The following is a 16505-nucleotide window of genomic DNA, read 5'->3' on the forward strand; positions in this document are numbered from 1 at the left end:
TTAATTGTTGTCATACATTCTTTCTATTTTTGTGATGCCTATAATGTCAAAACATATGCCAAGAATCTTTTTAACAGCTCTTATTAAAGTAAGTCTTTCCTGTCTTATATCATCATTTTCTTCTAATACAATATTGTCATAATAGAACTTATGCAAAGCAGAAGCAACATCGTAAGTATAATTTAATAAAGTATAAACCTCTAAAGACTTAGCAGACTCATAAATCTCATCAGGAAATCTTAATATCATTTTAGCAAGTTTTAAAGTGCTTTCATTAGATATTTTATTAACATCAAATTTTTTATTATAATCATACTTCATATTTTTCTCTTCTAATTTGAAGAAAATATTACAAACTCTCGCATAAGCATATTGAACATAATAAACAGGGTTATCATTATCTTTCTTTTTTGCAAGCTCCAAATCAAAATCTAATGAACTAGAATATGAACGCATAAGAAGGAAATATCTTGTAGGGTCAACACCAATCTCATCAATAACCTCTTCAAGACTAATCATGTCCCCAGTTCTCTTGCTCATTCTCACAAGCTCATTTCCTCTGTATAAACGAACCAACTGCCCAAGTATAACTTTTAAATCAGCAGTATCATCGCTAACCGCCCTCACAGCAGCAGTAATCCTCGGCACATAACCATGATGGTCAGCACCTAATATATCTATTAAATATTTATATCCTCTGTCTATTTTGTTTTTGTGATATGTAATGTCTGGTGCAAAATAAGTGTATGAACCATTGCTTTTTTTAACAACTCTGTCTTTATCATCGCCGTATTTAGTGCTTCTAAACCAAACAGCATTATCCTCTTCAAATAAAAGCCCCTTTTCATTTAAATAATCCATAGTCTTTTCTAACTCGCCGCCCTCTCTTATTTTTAATTCAGAGGCATAATTGTCCATGTATGTGCGAAATCTCTCTAATAGCTTTCTTTGCTGTTCTAATATTATATCCTTTGGAACTCCGTCCATCTTAGCAATATCTTTAATATAGGCACCATGATAACCATCTTCAGGAATCTCTCTTCCTTCTTTTACAGCATTAACACTCTCATTAAGCTTTGTTATCTGCTCTCCCGCATCATTAACATAAAACTCTTGATAAACTTCATGACCCACATATTTAAGTATATTAGATAAAGCACTTCCAATAGCAGCCCATCTTCCATGACCAATATGAAGAGGTCCTGTAGGATTAGCACTAACATATTCAACTAATATTTTTTTCTTATCTTCTGCAGAGTTCTTGCCGTAATCATCATCTTCTAATAATTTGTTTACACATTCATTTATATAATCTTTTGATAATGTTAAATTTATAAATCCTGGCCTTGCAACCTCAACATTGTCAAAATATTTTTTATCTATTAGTTTTGCAATATCATTAGCTATATCAAAAGGATTTTTCTTAAGAAGTTTTGCAAGCCTCATAGCTACAGGTGAAGCATAATCACCAAATTTCTCATCTACAGTGTACCCTATATCTATATAAGAATCTATGTTCTCTATATCTGTGTCTTTTAAATAATTGCATAAAGCTTGTTTTATTATGTCTGATACTATTCTTTTAAGCATACCCTCTCCACAAAAAATATTTAGAAAATAGCTTTTATAGTATATCAAAGTTTAGAAGTTCTGCAAGTATATATTTTAATGTATTTAAATAATTAAATATTGTTAATATTTGTAGTATAATATTGACATATTTTTTTTAAATGTTAGAATACACTAACAATATTTAAGTATTAGCTAACATAAAAAAGGAAAAAGCTATGAAATATATAGTATTAATCGCTATTATCACAAATATAATATATGGCTATAATTCAAAAGAAATAAATAATTTTTATAATAATTACTACTCTTCAAAAAACTATGATATTAGTTTATTAAAAGCAAATGGCTCACAAACTTATAAAAATATATATTATTTAATAACTTCAAAAAGTATATCAAGCGATAAAGAGAAATATGATTATTTAAAAAAGGCAATAGATGAAAGCAAAGATTACAGCACATCAAAAGATATTGATTATTTAATAAGCATATCAGAGTTAATGAATTATATTGTATATTATTCATCACTTCCTGATAAAATTTCTTATGGTAAAAAATCTAAGGAAATATATCAAAACATTTTAAAAATTGACAATAGCAACTTTTTTGCACTTCTTGGAACAGCTATAGGCTATATGCATGCTCCAGCCATAGCCGGAGGAAGTGATAAAAAAGCATTTGAATATTTTAATAGAGCTTTAAACAACTCTAAAGAAAAATACCAAACATATTTATCCTATGTATGGTTATCACAATATTATTTCAAAATAAAAGATGATAAAAATTATCAAAAATATATTGATATGAGCAGAAGTGTATACCAAGACGGGATATTATTAAAGGAGGCTATAGAGAGAAATAAAACCAAAAAGAAACCTTTATAAAAAATATCAGTTCAAGCGGTTTAAATGAAAATATTAAATATATGTATCTATTAATAAATACAAAAAGAATAATAAACAAACATAATAAAGGATAAAAATATGAGACGTTTATATATTATTTTAACGGCTTTAATAATAAATGCTTATAGTGTATTTAGCTACACAGTTGTAGAGGATTTTAATGATTTTTTGGTTGATGAGAATCAATTAAGGGTAAGGCTTGACAGGTTTGGAGTATTAGCGGGTACTGATAATTTACGTTTTGTTGTGGGGGTGAATGGCGAGACTGCTGGAGTTTTGTTAGATAATTTGGACAATGGAAGCAAGGGCGGAATAAGCACTTTTAGACCTGCGGCTTTAGCTGGATTTGGCTATAAAACAGAGAGTTTTGCTATTGGTGCTGGTTATCAATTTAAATATGTTAGCGGGAGTTGGCAGGCACACACTCCTATACTAACGGCTACTTTTCTCAATCAGAATTTAAGAATTAATGTGCCTGTTACTATAGGTATAGGAAGCGGAAGCGTTAATGATGGGGATATGGCTGTTTCAACAGATACAAGAATAGAATACTATACAGGCAATAATATTTTCAGCAGAATAAGAGTTAATCTTAAATATGGAATGTATAAATTAAAAGCAAATGCAAGCAGAAGCGGTACTTTAACAGGAGGAGGAACATTGCCTATGGGTATGGGTACAATAGGAGAAAATGGTCAATATGGATTTACTAAAGATACTGTAGGACAATCAATAGGTGTTGACATTAGAGGATATTTTATAGCGGCAACCGACCCTATATTGATAGAGCCTCAAATAAGAGTAATATATCAAGGTTCTATAGCAGATTTTAAAGGAACTTCATATACAGTTACACCTCCGGGAATGGATGCTAAAGAGGGGGCTGCAGAATTTGGACTTTACAATATAGATGCTTCAAATCCTATAGGTGCTTTTGAATTGGGTAATACAGGTTTTGCTATGGCTCCTTATTATGATTTTACTGCTCACAACATAGCTTTTACAGGGGAAGGAGCTTCTATAGAGATAGGAGGCACAGAATATTATATAACTAAGCCTCAATTTGTAGGTGTGTCTGTTCCTGTTGGTTTTACTGCTGAAAGTGATTTGATAACACTTTATTTAGAGCCTGCTGTATCATTCTCTATGATTACTGGAGGAATTAATGCTTATGCAAGCAGTGCTAAACCGGTGAGAATACCTCCTATATTCTATTCTGTGGGTTATTTAGTGTATGGAGAATTATACATTAACCCTATGCCTAATTTGGAATGGTATTTTGAGGCACAAATTGGAGGAGCTACTACTGTTGACGGTATAGGAAACAGTGCTGACAATGGACTTGCATTCAATGGAAGTACTGGTATAACTTGGAAATTTTAATGAGTTTTGAACTTATTATTATAATATATTGATTTTTGGATAATATATTGGGTGTCTAAAAAAGATGCCCAATATATAAAAAAGATTTATAAAAATGTGCTATAAAAAAGACAAATTATATAAAAAAAGAGAAAATGAAAAAAGAGTAATGTTTTATATGATTAATCTTTATTGTAAACATCATCATAAAGATTATCAAAAAATTTGCTGTAAAACATTTGGAAGTAAGCCAATATGCAAAGAGTGCGAAGAAATATACAATTACTCAACAGAAAGAACAGACAAATGCAGATTTATAGAAACTAAAACTTTTTGCAGTGCCTGCCCAAAGCAATGTTATAAAACAAATATAAAAAATAAAGTAAAACAAATTATGTCTTTTTCTGGAAAAATAATGCTGATATATCACCCCATAATAGCATTAAAACATGTATTTGTTATGATAAGGCATAATTTTATAAAAAATAAAAGAGTAGATTTTAAGGGGATTATATGAAAACATTATTAATAGTTTTAGGATTTATATGTGTGGCTATAGGAGCTATCGGTATAGTTGTGCCTATACTTCCTACAACACCTTTTTTGTTATTAGCATCATTCTTTTTTGCTAAGGGTTCTAAAAAATTTCATGATTGGTTTATGTCTACAAAACTATATAAAAAACATTTAGAGAGTTTTGTTAATTCAAGGGCTATGACTTTAAAATCTAAATTAACAATACTTCTTCCTGTTAGCTGTATGCTTATAATTACATTTATATTTGTTAATAATTTGCATGCAAGAATTTTGTTAGTTGTATTGTTTATAGGCAAATATTTATATTTTTTCACACAAATAAAAACAATAAAAGAATAATAAAAATACATACACAAAAATACTTTAATTTTGTTTGGGAGAAATAATTGATGGTAAAATATATACTTGTAATAAATATTATATTTTTATCCTTATTTTGTAATGAATTATACTCAGAAGAAAATAATGAAAAAAAAGGTTTTCAGTCTGTGCTTGATAATAGATTTTTTTCTATAGGTTTATTCAGCAGTGCAGATTCAATAAAAACATCTGTTAATATAGAATTTGGTTTTAAGTTAATGAAGTACAGTCATTTTCAGATAAAAAGCTATACTTCTGTTGTAGGTTCAAAAATATATGATGATAATCCGCAAATGTATCAATTAGGCATTATGCAAAAGTTTACATTTGGAGAAGATGACGAATATAAAGGGAGCATAAGCATATCAAGATATGGGTTTGCTTTTGGAAGTTTTGGATTTTTTTTTGATTCTGATAAGAGCGGAAAGTTTTTATTTAGCGAGCCTTATTATTGTGAGGTTGGTGGCGGAGCTGGTTTTAATATAAATGTAAGTAAGCATGTTGGTATACTCTTAGAGTTCGGGGGAGGTCTTCATATGGTGGTAAATGGTAAAGAGCTTGGGTATCCTGAAAAAATAAATAAAGCTGGCTTTGGAAGAATGAGTATAGGGGCAAGGTATTATTTTTAGTATATAAAATTTTATTTATATTATATTGCATTATATTTTTTTTATAAAAAATAACTTTTATTATAAAAATAAACAAATCTATAAAAAAGTAATTATTTTATCTATCAAGCAAAGAAGTTTTTATTTAAAGCATTTTTGTTTTTAAACGACAATAAAAAAGATAGACTAAATTAAAAGTTGGCGTATGATAAATGAAAAAAATAAAATATGTAATTATAATACTTTTTATCACTATCAATTCAGTTTTTGCTAATAATTTTAAGGTGATATCAAGACAGGGAGAAGCTTCTGTTATTGTAAATAAAGAGCATTCTGATATAGATATAAAAAAAAGTTTTCCTGATGATTATTTTTCAATATCTACAAAAGAATCTTCATATATGGTTATAGATAACGGAGAGAAATCCATAATATTAATGCCTGAGTCTAAACTAACATTTAAAGATAATAAATTCACTCTCGATTTTGGCTATATATACATAAAAAGCAAACATAATGATGAAGTAAAAATTACTATAAACAAGGATAATAAATCATATAGCTTTAAAGGGAAATCATTTGCTGTCATTTCTTATGATAATAATCTTACAATATTAAGCCATGATAATGCTGTGAGAATAGAGCTTACTGAGTCATTAGGCATATCATATTATTTAGAGCCTTTTAACAAAGCATTAATAAACTCATCTATGAACGGTCCTTATAATATTAATGCAAATGAGAAAAGTTTATTAGAAAATGTTTCAAGGCAATTAGAAATAGAGATGAATGACCATTTAAATGAGGGTATAGAGAGATATAACTTTAATATATTAGAAGGCAGCAAAAATGAAACTACAATATATAGAATAGTTCATCCTAAAAAAGGACCTAATGTATTTTTAATAGTTCCGCATGGAAGCGAGAGAGTTGGTACTGATGTAGCAATAGAGAGGCTCAATATGCCTATAAAAAGAGGAAGCTTAACAATAATACCTATAGCTGTGCCTGAGGCTTATAGACTCAATACTCGTGCAATAGAAGGACAAGATATTAATAACAGATTTTTTGATAAGAAGATTAATAGAACAGATACGGATAAATTAGCACAAAAGTATATGGATATGCTTGATGAATATGATATAGATGTTGTACTTACGCTTCATGAAGGTAATGGTTTTAAAGAGTTTTTTGGAGATTCTATTATATATGACAGCAGAAAATTAGATGATAATGTTAAAAAGGTTCTTGATAATATTAATTCAAGAATAGAGCCTATGAAATTTAAGTTCAAACAAATGTATTATCCAATGCCTACAACTATCACATATTATGCGGCAGAAAAGGGAATAGAAGCATACGGCATAGAGCTTACACGTAATTTGGATTATGACAAAAAAAGAATAATAATGCATACCATATTGAGTGAGTTTTTTAAAATATACGGCTTAGAATAAAAATTGTATTTAATTTGTTATAATATATAATGTAGTATTATTTTATTTAAGGATTATTATGCTATCATTAAGAAAGGCATTAGAAAAAAAAGATTTTGAAGTAGTGGATTTATTTACTTTATCATTTTCACTTTTTAGACATAATTTTGTTAATTTTTTGTTGGTAGGCTTTTTATGTGCGATGCCGATTATTATTACAACTATATATTTTCCTCCTTCTATGTTTGACCCTGCAAAGATGCAAACGCCTAAAGATATTCTTGATTGGTTTCAAAATGAGGTTAATGAGGGTTTTTATATTAATTTGTTCTTATCTTGGTTTTTGGATATCATTGCTACAGTATCAATTTCATTATTAGTAGAGGGATTAATTTATGATAAAATTAGAACGGCTTCTTTTGCAATAGTTAAAACTTTTCAAATGATAATTCCAATATTAATAACTTCCATTATCACAATAATTATATACTTTTTTGGGCTTTCTTTCTTTGTATTTCCCGGTTTAGTGCTTATGATTTTATTTATGTTTACAACAAACATATGTGCTTTAAGGCATACTTGGGGAATAGATGCTATTAGATATTCTTTTTCTTTGGTAAAGCCTAAGTTTTTTAAATCTTTATCTATGCTTGCTTTTATAGTATTGTTTCAAAATGCTTTAGTAATTACTTTCCCTTCTGCTCCAATGGATACAAGGGAAGGAGTGTTATACTATTTTTTATCTATGATAATACTATATTTCTTTGATACTTATTTTAAAATATTAATATCACTATATTTCCTAAATAGAGATTTTGTTACTAATGCTGCATTAGATGATGATATTTAATTTTTTATTATATCATTTATTTTTTCTTCTAAATTTTGAAAATTAGATTCTAATAAATAATATCTGTTATTATCATTTACCAATTCTATTTCATAATTATCTGTTTTAGAATATATATTATAATTTACAGTTTTATTATCTGATAAATATATTTCTATTTTATATAATAAATTAGATTTTTGAGCATTGTCTTTTATAAGCCCGTCTGCTTCAAGATTAGCAGTAGAATATAGAGAAGTATATATATCTTCTTGATTAACATTTTTGCTATTCCAAGTTTTAGTCCAATTTGTAGAATCAGTTTTTTCTATAGTGTATGAATTGTTATTGTATGATATAGTTATTTTATTTATATCATCAATTTTTACAGATGATATGGTTTTATTTATTAAATCATCTTCTGTTTTATCAAATATATCTTTAGGGTTAATAGGTGTGTTTCCAATCAAATAAACATTTTTGTCATTATTAATTTGTGCATATACTAAGTTTCCAAAATTAGCTTTCATGCCGAATCTTATATTTCTAACTTCTTTAGATGAAGAGTCTTTTGCTTTTACAATTAAAGCTTCATTATCTGTGAGGCTGTATTTATCTAATATTTCAGTATTTCCTCTGGATAATAATTCTACAGGCTGTATATTATTAAATGCATTTGTTATTGATTCTACTGCATTAATATTAGCATTATATTTATCATTTATTATCCATTTATTATCATTAAATTTTATTGTAATAGTTTCGTTGCCGTTTCTTGTAATAGTGATTTCGCTTAATTGAGTATTTATAGCTTTAAATTGAGGCAAAGAATAGCCTTTATTTTTTAATGTAATTGTGAGTATTAAAATTACTGTTAGAACTACCACTATAGAAGAGAGTATTATATATTTCTTTTGAAAGTTTGCCATCAAATTATTCTCCATAATTTTATTTGTAATTAAAAAATTATTATATAGAAATAAAAAAAATTGTAAAGTATTAACGAATGTAATATCATGTTTGTGTGAATGTTGAAATATTGACTTTTACGATGCTATTTAAATTATTTATGAATATATCTGTTATCTAAACAAAATTTAATAAATTCATGCATATTTGAAATGTTTTTTACTTTTAAAAGTTTTTGATAAAATTCTTCTATCTGCTTAACATCACTTTCTATATCTTGTTTGGTAATTGGAAATATCTTTATATAATTTTTCTTATCTTTTTTATTTTTTATAGTATTTTTATCAATAATTTTAGCTTTAATTAATACATCTTCTAAGTTTGTAATATTATATATTGGTAGTATATATTTATAACCCCAATAATTTTTGAACATATTTTTATTTATGAAATTATTTTTTTCTTCATTATTTTTGCAGTCATCTGTATCCATTATTATAAATATTTTAAAATCTTTATCTATTATTATTTCATTATCTTTAATTTCCAAATCATCTTTATATGTATTTTTAAAATTATCTAATGTATCAATATCTTTACCTTTTAATCTTTTCATTATACTTGATATTTGTATAGAATTGCCACCTTTGTTTTTTGATACTATATCAATTTTTAGTTTTAACTTTCTTTTTATAAAATCACACATTTGTAATTCAGATTTACCATGAACAATAACTATAGCTTTAAGATAATTTCCTTTATAGGACATATAGTTATTCCTCCAATATATCTTTAAAATCTATATCAGAAACAATTGGAATTCCATAGTATATTCCTTTTAAATATCTTTTTCTAAAGTTTATATTTGGATGTTCTTTATCATATTCTGTTATAGGAACTAGTATTTTTTTTCCTTCACTGTCTATATTAAATATATATATACATTCTTTTTTTATATCTGACTCTAAAATAGTTGTATTATGAGTTGTTAATATAAATTGTCCTTTAATATCACTAAATAGTGATTTTAGTATTGATGCAGTTAAAATATCATGTATACCACTATCTAATTCATCTATTGCTACTATATTATTTTTTTTCATAGATGATAATATTAATGGAAATAATCTGAGTAATTTTTGTGTTCCTGTTGATTCTAATTTAAAGTCTATATCTATAATTTTTCCGTATATTTGTTTTTTTATAAATAAATTATAATAAAATTCATTATCTTTTCTTTCTTTTTTATAATATACTTTTTTTATATCACTATATATAGAAGTAAAAAAGTTATTTAATATTTTTTCTGTATGATTAAGTTTTTCTTCTTCATTTATTTTGATGGAACCATTATCCATAATAGAAATAAATTTTTTATCTACACTTATTTTTCCTTTTTCTATATTACTTTCATTTTTTATATAAATAGACATTGATAAAAAATATTTAATAACCTCAAATATATTATTATTTATATTTTTTGACATATATTTTTTTGATTTATCTTCTTGTTCAAATAATAGAATAGATAAAAAAGAATGCTTACCCCAAAATTTATCTTTTAAATCTTTTATTTCATTTAAATATTTATCAGATTTAAATAATGATGGATTTATATAATTATCTTTATTAGATAATTCAAAATATTTAGTTTTATTTTTGTCTAAAACATATTCTAATTTTTCTTTAACAATATTTTCATTATCAGTTTCAATATAATATACTCCGTTTTTACCATTTAGTTTAAAACCAAATTCTAAAATCATATTATCTTTGGAACCAATAGTTTTATTTTTTTCTATTATAGTATCTAAATTTTTGAAATTATCCTTTAATACTTTATTAAAAAAGAAATCTAATTCTTTTTTATTTTTTTTATCATCAGAATTTTCTAACATAAATTTATCTATAGCTGTTTTATATATTTTAGTATTTAATGTGTCAAATAAAGTAAAAAATGCATTTATAAAATTTGTCTTACCAGCTCCATTTTCGCCGTAAATTATAATCATTTTTTTAGGATTATTTTTTGATGATGTTAAATCTACTTCAAAATCAATTAATGATTTATAATTTTTAAGTTTTACATAAGTAAACATTATATGTTAGCCTTTATTTTTTTAATTTTTATTACATTTTATCATAAATTTAATAAAAATCAACCTTGAATATTAATTACTCTTTACAATAGCACTATTTATATTATAATGTCTTCATCAAAAAACTATATTTTATGGAGATTGTTTATGATTAAAAGGGCGTTAATATCTGTATTTTATAAAGACGGGATATTAGATTTTGCTAAGTTTCTAACTTCAAAGAATGTGGAAATTGTTTCTACAGGCGGAACTTATAAATATTTAAAAGAGAATAATGTGCCTGTAATAGAGGTTGCTGAAGTTACAGGGGCTAAAGAGATGCTTGATGGAAGAGTAAAAACTTTAGACCCAAAAATACATGGTGCAATACTCGCTATAAGAGATAATCCTGTTCATATGGAAACTATTAAAGAGAGAGGAATAACTCCTATTGATATGGTTATAGTTAATCTTTATCCTTTCTTTGAAAAGGTTCAAGATGAGAGTTTAAAATTTGAAGAGAAGATAGAGTTTATTGATATAGGCGGACCTACTATGCTTCGTTCTGCTGCCAAGTCTTTTAAAGATGTTGTTGTTATAAGCGATGTAAAAGATTATGATTTGGTAAAAAGTGAAATGGAAAAAGGAGAAGTTAGTTTTGAAACAAAAAAATATTTAGCTTCTAAAGTATTTAATTTAACTTCTGCTTATGATGCTGCAGTGTCTGAGTTTATGTTTAATTCATTAGAAAACAAAGAAGACAAAAAACTTAATTATTTGAATATGTCTTATGCATTAAAAGAAAAATTAAGATACGGGGAAAATCCTCATCAAGGTGCAAGCTATTATGTAGCAACTACAGATAAAGGCTCTATGAAAGATTATGAACAGTTAAACGGAAAAGAGCTTTCATTTAACAACATTAGAGATATGGATATAGCTTTAAAAATAGTGTTGGAGTTTGATGAATCTAAAAAAGAATATGCATGCTCTGCTATAAAACACTCTACTCCTTGCGGTGCTGCTTTGGGAGGCAGTGTATTAGAGGCTTATAATAGAACTTATGAATGCGACCCTACTTCTATATTTGGTGGAATTGTGGCATTTAACAGCACTGTAGATGAGAATACAGCAAAAGAACTTATAAAAATATTCTTAGAAATTGTTATTGCTAAAGACTTTACTCCAGAAGCTTTGGAAGTATTAAAAACTAAAAAGAATTTAAGGGTTATAAAATACAAAACTAACACTAATGATAAAATCAATCTTGTTAAAGTTGATGGGGGATTGCTTGTTCAAGATGAAGACACTATTTTAATGGAAGATTATAAGGTTGTAACAGAAAAAAAGCCTACAGAAGAAGAGATGAAGAATTTAATATTCGGAATGAAGGTTGTAAAATATGCTAAATCAAATGCTATAGTGGTTATAAAAAACTTTATGGCTAAGGGTATAGGAAGCGGACAAACTAATAGAATATGGGCTTGTGAAGATGCTTTGGAGCGTGCTGGTGACGGAGTTGTGATGGCATCTGATGCTTTCTTCCCATTTAGAGATGTAGTGGACGCTTGTGCTAAGTATAATATAAAAGCTATAATTCAGCCAGGAGGCTCTATGAGAGACCAAGAGTCCATTGATGCTTGTAATGAACATGGCATTGCTATGGTGTTTACTGGCATAAGACATTTTAAGCATTAAAAAATACATATTTTTTAGGAATTTTTACTAATTTGTACAGTTTTTTACTTGACAAAATTTATTATTTATTGTATTGTTAGAGTATACAAACATAAATAAAAAGGAGTTTATAATGAGTTTAATCAATAAAAAACTTATAGATTTCAAGGTTGATGCTTATCAAAATGGAGAGTTTAAAGAAGTTACTACAAAAGATGTATTAGGTAAATGGAGTGTATTTTTCTTCTATCCTGCAGACTTTACTTTTGTATGTCCTACAGAATTAGAAGATTTAGGTACTGTTTATGATGAACTTAAAAAAATTAATTGTGAAGTTTATTCAGTATCTGCAGATACACATTTTGTACACAAAGCTTGGGCAGATGCTTCAGCAACTATTAAAAATTTAAAATACACTATGCTTGGAGACCCAACAGGATTATTAGGAAGATTCTTTGAAGTATTTGTAGAAGAAGCTGGACAAGATTTACGCGGAAGCTTTATTGTAAACCCTGAAGGTTTAATTAAAGCTTATGAAGTACATGATATGGGCATTGGTAGAGATGCTAATGAATTAGTTCGTAAAGTACAAGCTGCTCAATATGTAGCTGAGCATGGCGGCGAAGTTTGTCCTGCTAAATGGAAGCCAGGTGCTAAAACTTTAAAACCAGGAATTGATTTAGTTGGAAAAATCTAATTAGTTAAACATTTAAAATATAGTTAAAAAGGAGGCTCAAAAAGCCTCCTTTTTATTTTTATAAATATTAAAAAAATTATTTTTTATTGTACTGAGTTTAGAGAGTCATTATCAAATACGCAAACAGCCTCTATTTCAGGAGCTATCTTTTTAGACATACCAACTAAAACCTTACCGGGTCCGCATTCATATATTTTATTAACTCCTTTGCTTTGAAGATTAATCATACTATCATACCATCTTACAGTAGAGAACATTTGTTTGTAAAGGTTGTCTTTTATATTATCGAAGTTGTGCACATCTGCCGTAACATTAGATAAAACTTTATTACCGCTATTATTAAATTGAACATTATCCAAGAATTTTTTAAGTTCATCAGCGGCAGGCTTCATAAAAGGTGAGTGGAAAGCACCAGAAACTTTTAAAGGCATAACCCTTTTAGCACCAGCCTCTTGAAGTTTAGGAGTAACAGTTTCTATAGCACTAAGTAAACCAGATATAACAATTTGGTCTTTTAAGTTATAGTTAGCAGCAACTACTTCTTTGCTTTCAGGCATGCATTTAGAAACGGTGTCATAATCCAAACCAAGCACAGCAGCCATACCATAAGGAGCATCGGCACCGGCTTTTGCCATAAGAAGTCCTCTTGTTCTTGCAATCTTTACAGCATCTTCAAAAGAGATGTATCCGGCAGCAGAAAGTGCAGTAATCTCTCCTAAACTATGTCCTGCAAAATAGTCTCCCTTTATTCCTTTAGCTTTTAAAGCCTCATAAACAGCCATACCAACAGTAACCAAAGCAGGCTGAGTGTTTTCTGTTTTCTTTAAATCCTCTTCAGTTCCTTCAAAACATAATGCCTTAATATCTACATCATCTAAAATATTAGCAGCTTTATCAAATATAGCCTTAGACTCTGCTACATTATCGTATAAAGATTTACCCATTCCAACAGTTTGAGAACCTTGTCCCGGAAATAAAAAAGCTATTGACATAAGTATTATTCTCCTTTTTTTAAATTTATTTAAACTTTGTTTATTCACAAATATTTATAATACACATAAACATTTATAAAATCATATCAATTATATTCAAGATATTAACAATAAATCAAACTTTTATCAAGTGAGTTTTTTATTGTAAGCAATGCTGATTGAAAATATTAAATTAGTTATAAGATTATTTAAAAAAAGTTAATTAGTTTTTTATAAAAAATTAGGCTTAAAATTATAAAAATTTTGTTTAACTATATTGCATAAAAAATTAATCGGAGTAATGTTTTATGCATACAAAAATCTATTCAGAAGCTCTTTATGGTATAGAAGGGATACCAATAACTATAGAAGTAAATATATCCGAAGGCTTGCCTAAGTTTGATGTGGTAGGGCTGCCAGACCAAGCAGTTAATGAGGCAAAAGAGAGGGTAATAGCTGCAATAAACAATAGCGACAGATTTTTCCCTCCAAAGAGAATAACTATAAATTTAGCTCCGGCAGACATAAAAAAAACAGGAAGCATGTATGATTTGCCATTTGCTTTGGGTATACTTTCATCGAGTGCACAATTATTTTTTTCTGATTTTATGAATAACACCATAATACTTGGTGAATTAGCATTAGACGGAAGTGTGAGAGAAGTAAAGGGAATATTTTCAATGCTTTTGAATGCTAAAGAGTTAGGAATAAAAAATGCTATTATACCTTTTAATAATATGGAAGAAGCTAATATTATTGAAGGACTTAATTTATACCCTGTAAAAACATTAAAAGAAGCAATGGATGTTTCTGAAGGCAAAAAAGAAGCTATAATATCCAAAGGCAATTTTAATTTTACTGCAGATAATAATGAGACAGTAGATTTTTCTGAAGTAAAGGGTCAGGAATATGCAAAACGTGCTGCGATGATAGCTGCTGCTGGCGGGCATAACTTTATAATGATAGGGTCCCCTGGCTGCGGTAAAACTTTAATAGCAAAAAGAATACCTACAATACTTCCTCCGCTCACTTTTGAAGAGGCTATTGAAGTAACAAAAATATATTCATCATACGGACTGCTGTCAAAAAATATGCCGATAGTAAAAAAACGCCCTTTTAGAATACCTCATCATACTTCTTCTTATGTTAGTTTAGTAGGAGGAGGAAGAAATATAAAAGCAGGAGAAATTACTTTGGCTCATAATGGAGTATTGTTTCTTGATGAGTTTGTAGAGTTTCAAAGCTCAGCACTTCAAACTTTAAGAGAGCCAATGGAAGAGAAAACTATCACTATAAGCAGGGCTAATGGAAGCATTTCTTTTCCTGCTAATTTTACTTTAATTGCTGCTATGAACCCTTGCCCATGCGGTTATTATGGAGATGAAAAACATATTTGCAGATGCTCTGAAAATGCAAGAAAAAAATATATTGCTAAACTTTCAGGACCTATACTTGACAGAATAGATATATCAATAGAGGTACGAGGAGTAGATTATGATAAAATGATTTCAAAAGCAGATGGAGAGAGTTCTTCTTCTATGCGTAAAATAGTTACTGATGCAAGAAAGATACAAGAAAAACGCTTTAGAGAAAATGGAGTTAAAATATTTTCAAACTCATCTATGGGAATAAAAGATATTGAAAAGTTTTGCATATTAGACAGCAAAGCTAAAAATATGCTGAATATGGCTATGCAAAAATTTTCAATGAGTGCAAGAAGCTACAATAAAATATTGAAAGTAGCAAGAACTATAGCTGATATAGAAAATAAAGAAGTAATAGAAATATCGCATATAACAGAAGCTTTGCAGTATAGATTTAATCTTAATTAATGTTATTATTTTTCTTTTTAACGAAGAATTTTAAATTTTTTATATGCAGTTAATAATAAAATAACCGCATATAAGATACAGTAAAAATATATATTATACTGCTTTTCTGAAATACCCTCGTGATTCTCCGCTTGCAGTACTAATAATAACCTCACATTCACTAGAACTTTTGAAATAAAAACGTACTATACCCGAAAACAGCTCATAGGAAGTAACTTCATTACTCATAGTATATCTCCAGTTTTCTATTGGAATGGTTTTAGATTGAGACCCATCATTTAAAGTCATATAGCCTTCGTATGTTATAGTAAAACTATCAGCTTTTCCATCTGTACTATACCATGTGCCAACTAAATCCATAGGTCTGAAAGTAATAGGATCTTGTTTTGTAGGATCTTGTTTCGATTCACAGCTTATTGAAATTAAAGCTAACAAAAAAATGCTGACAACAATTTTAATAATTTTTTTATTCAAATTATTTAACATAGAAATCTCCTTAATGATGATATTAATAATGTTTTTATGATGCTATTATGAATGATTAACTGACAATGTTTATTGCCGCCAAAAATTGATAAAAACAAATGCAATGAGAATATTGCCGATATTTTATTTAAATATGATAATGTATTAATAGAAGCAGAATTTAGTTTATATGCGATGCGATGCGATGCGATGCGATGCGATGCGATGCGATGCGATGCGATGCGATGCGATGCGATGCGATGCGAT

General features: G+C 27.8%; 16 protein-coding genes. 10 read left to right on the forward strand and 6 right to left on the reverse strand.

Annotation, left to right across the window (positions count from 1 at the left end; translation table 11 throughout):
- Positions 1 to 1590 (reverse strand): arginine--tRNA ligase, encoded by a 1590-nt coding sequence (locus Q0H31_RS03715; protein WP_295295861.1) that lies wholly within the window; start codon positions 1588 to 1590, stop codon positions 1 to 3.
- A 197-nt stretch (positions 1591 to 1787) separates the two neighbouring features.
- On the opposite strand from Q0H31_RS03715, the gene Q0H31_RS03720 reads away from it, so the two are divergent.
- The 7 genes from Q0H31_RS03720 (at position 1788) to Q0H31_RS03750 (ending at position 7630) form a co-directional block, all read left to right on the forward strand.
- Entirely contained in the window at positions 1788 to 2456 is a 669-nt protein-coding gene (locus Q0H31_RS03720; protein WP_295295863.1) for a hypothetical protein, read from the forward strand.
- A gap of 99 nt (positions 2457 to 2555) precedes the next feature.
- Complete coding sequence (locus Q0H31_RS03725) at positions 2556 to 3860, forward strand: variable surface protein VspJ (protein ID WP_295295864.1); 1305 nt, start codon at positions 2556 to 2558, stop codon at positions 3858 to 3860.
- A gap of 94 nt (positions 3861 to 3954) precedes the next feature.
- Entirely contained in the window at positions 3955 to 4356 is a 402-nt protein-coding gene (locus tag Q0H31_RS03730) for a nitrous oxide-stimulated promoter family protein (protein WP_295295866.1), read from the forward strand.
- Positions 4353 to 4715 carry a YbaN family protein gene (locus Q0H31_RS03735; protein ID WP_295295868.1) on the forward strand — a complete coding sequence of 121 codons (363 nt, stop codon included), beginning with the start codon at positions 4353 to 4355 and terminating at the stop codon, positions 4713 to 4715. The genes Q0H31_RS03730 and Q0H31_RS03735 overlap by 4 nt, the downstream gene beginning before the upstream one ends.
- Before the next feature lie 50 nt (positions 4716 to 4765).
- Positions 4766 to 5365 carry a hypothetical protein gene (locus Q0H31_RS03740; protein WP_295295871.1) on the forward strand — a complete coding sequence of 200 codons (600 nt, stop codon included), beginning with the start codon at positions 4766 to 4768 and terminating at the stop codon, positions 5363 to 5365.
- 200 nt (positions 5366 to 5565) lie between these two features.
- Positions 5566 to 6801, forward strand: a complete 1236-nt coding sequence (locus tag Q0H31_RS03745) for a hypothetical protein (RefSeq protein ID WP_295295883.1) — start codon at positions 5566 to 5568, stop codon at positions 6799 to 6801.
- Between the two features lie 58 nt (positions 6802 to 6859).
- Positions 6860 to 7630, forward strand: coding sequence for a hypothetical protein (locus Q0H31_RS03750; RefSeq protein ID WP_295295872.1), 771 nt, complete (start codon positions 6860 to 6862; stop codon positions 7628 to 7630).
- Here Q0H31_RS03750 and Q0H31_RS03755 read toward each other — a convergent pair.
- The 3 genes from Q0H31_RS03755 to Q0H31_RS03765 all read right to left on the reverse strand — a co-directional run bounded on the left by Q0H31_RS03755 (position 7627) and on the right by Q0H31_RS03765 (position 10617).
- On the reverse strand, positions 7627 to 8538 hold the full coding sequence (locus tag Q0H31_RS03755) for a DUF4340 domain-containing protein (RefSeq protein WP_295295874.1): 912 nt from the start codon (positions 8536 to 8538) through the stop codon (positions 7627 to 7629). The genes Q0H31_RS03750 and Q0H31_RS03755 overlap by 4 nt on opposite strands.
- Positions 8539 to 8672: 134 nt before the next feature.
- Entirely contained in the window at positions 8673 to 9287 is a 615-nt protein-coding gene (locus tag Q0H31_RS03760; protein WP_295295875.1) for a hypothetical protein, read from the reverse strand.
- Positions 9288 to 9291: 4 nt separating this feature from the next.
- Positions 9292 to 10617 carry an ATP/GTP-binding protein gene (locus Q0H31_RS03765; protein ID WP_295295877.1) on the reverse strand — a complete coding sequence of 442 codons (1326 nt, stop codon included), beginning with the start codon at positions 10615 to 10617 and terminating at the stop codon, positions 9292 to 9294.
- Positions 10618 to 10764: 147 nt separating this feature from the next.
- On the opposite strand from Q0H31_RS03765, the gene purH reads away from it, so the two are divergent.
- Together purH and ahpC are read left to right on the forward strand one after the other, a co-directional pair.
- Positions 10765 to 12294, forward strand: coding sequence for a bifunctional phosphoribosylaminoimidazolecarboxamide formyltransferase/IMP cyclohydrolase (gene purH / locus Q0H31_RS03770; RefSeq protein WP_295295878.1), 1530 nt, complete (start codon positions 10765 to 10767; stop codon positions 12292 to 12294).
- 112 nt (positions 12295 to 12406) lie between these two features.
- Positions 12407 to 12970 (forward strand): alkyl hydroperoxide reductase subunit C, encoded by a 564-nt coding sequence (gene ahpC / locus Q0H31_RS03775; RefSeq protein WP_295295880.1) that lies wholly within the window; start codon positions 12407 to 12409, stop codon positions 12968 to 12970.
- A gap of 83 nt (positions 12971 to 13053) precedes the next feature.
- Here ahpC and fabD read toward each other — a convergent pair whose 3' ends face one another.
- Complete coding sequence (gene fabD / locus Q0H31_RS03780; RefSeq protein ID WP_147732026.1) at positions 13054 to 13962, reverse strand: ACP S-malonyltransferase; 909 nt, start codon at positions 13960 to 13962, stop codon at positions 13054 to 13056.
- 287 nt (positions 13963 to 14249) lie between these two features.
- Here fabD and Q0H31_RS03785 point away from each other — a divergent pair, with 287 nt between their 5' ends.
- Entirely contained in the window at positions 14250 to 15773 is a 1524-nt protein-coding gene (locus Q0H31_RS03785) for a YifB family Mg chelatase-like AAA ATPase (RefSeq protein ID WP_295295881.1), read from the forward strand.
- 93 nt (positions 15774 to 15866) lie between these two features.
- On the opposite strand, the gene Q0H31_RS03790 is transcribed toward Q0H31_RS03785, so the two are convergent.
- Complete coding sequence (locus Q0H31_RS03790) at positions 15867 to 16133, reverse strand: hypothetical protein (RefSeq protein ID WP_147731945.1); 267 nt, start codon at positions 16131 to 16133, stop codon at positions 15867 to 15869.
- Positions 16134 to 16505: the final 372 nt, after the last annotated feature.

It is taken from the genome of uncultured Brachyspira sp. (assembly GCF_934747485.1).
Classification (GTDB): domain Bacteria; phylum Spirochaetota; class Brachyspiria; order Brachyspirales; family Brachyspiraceae; genus Brachyspira.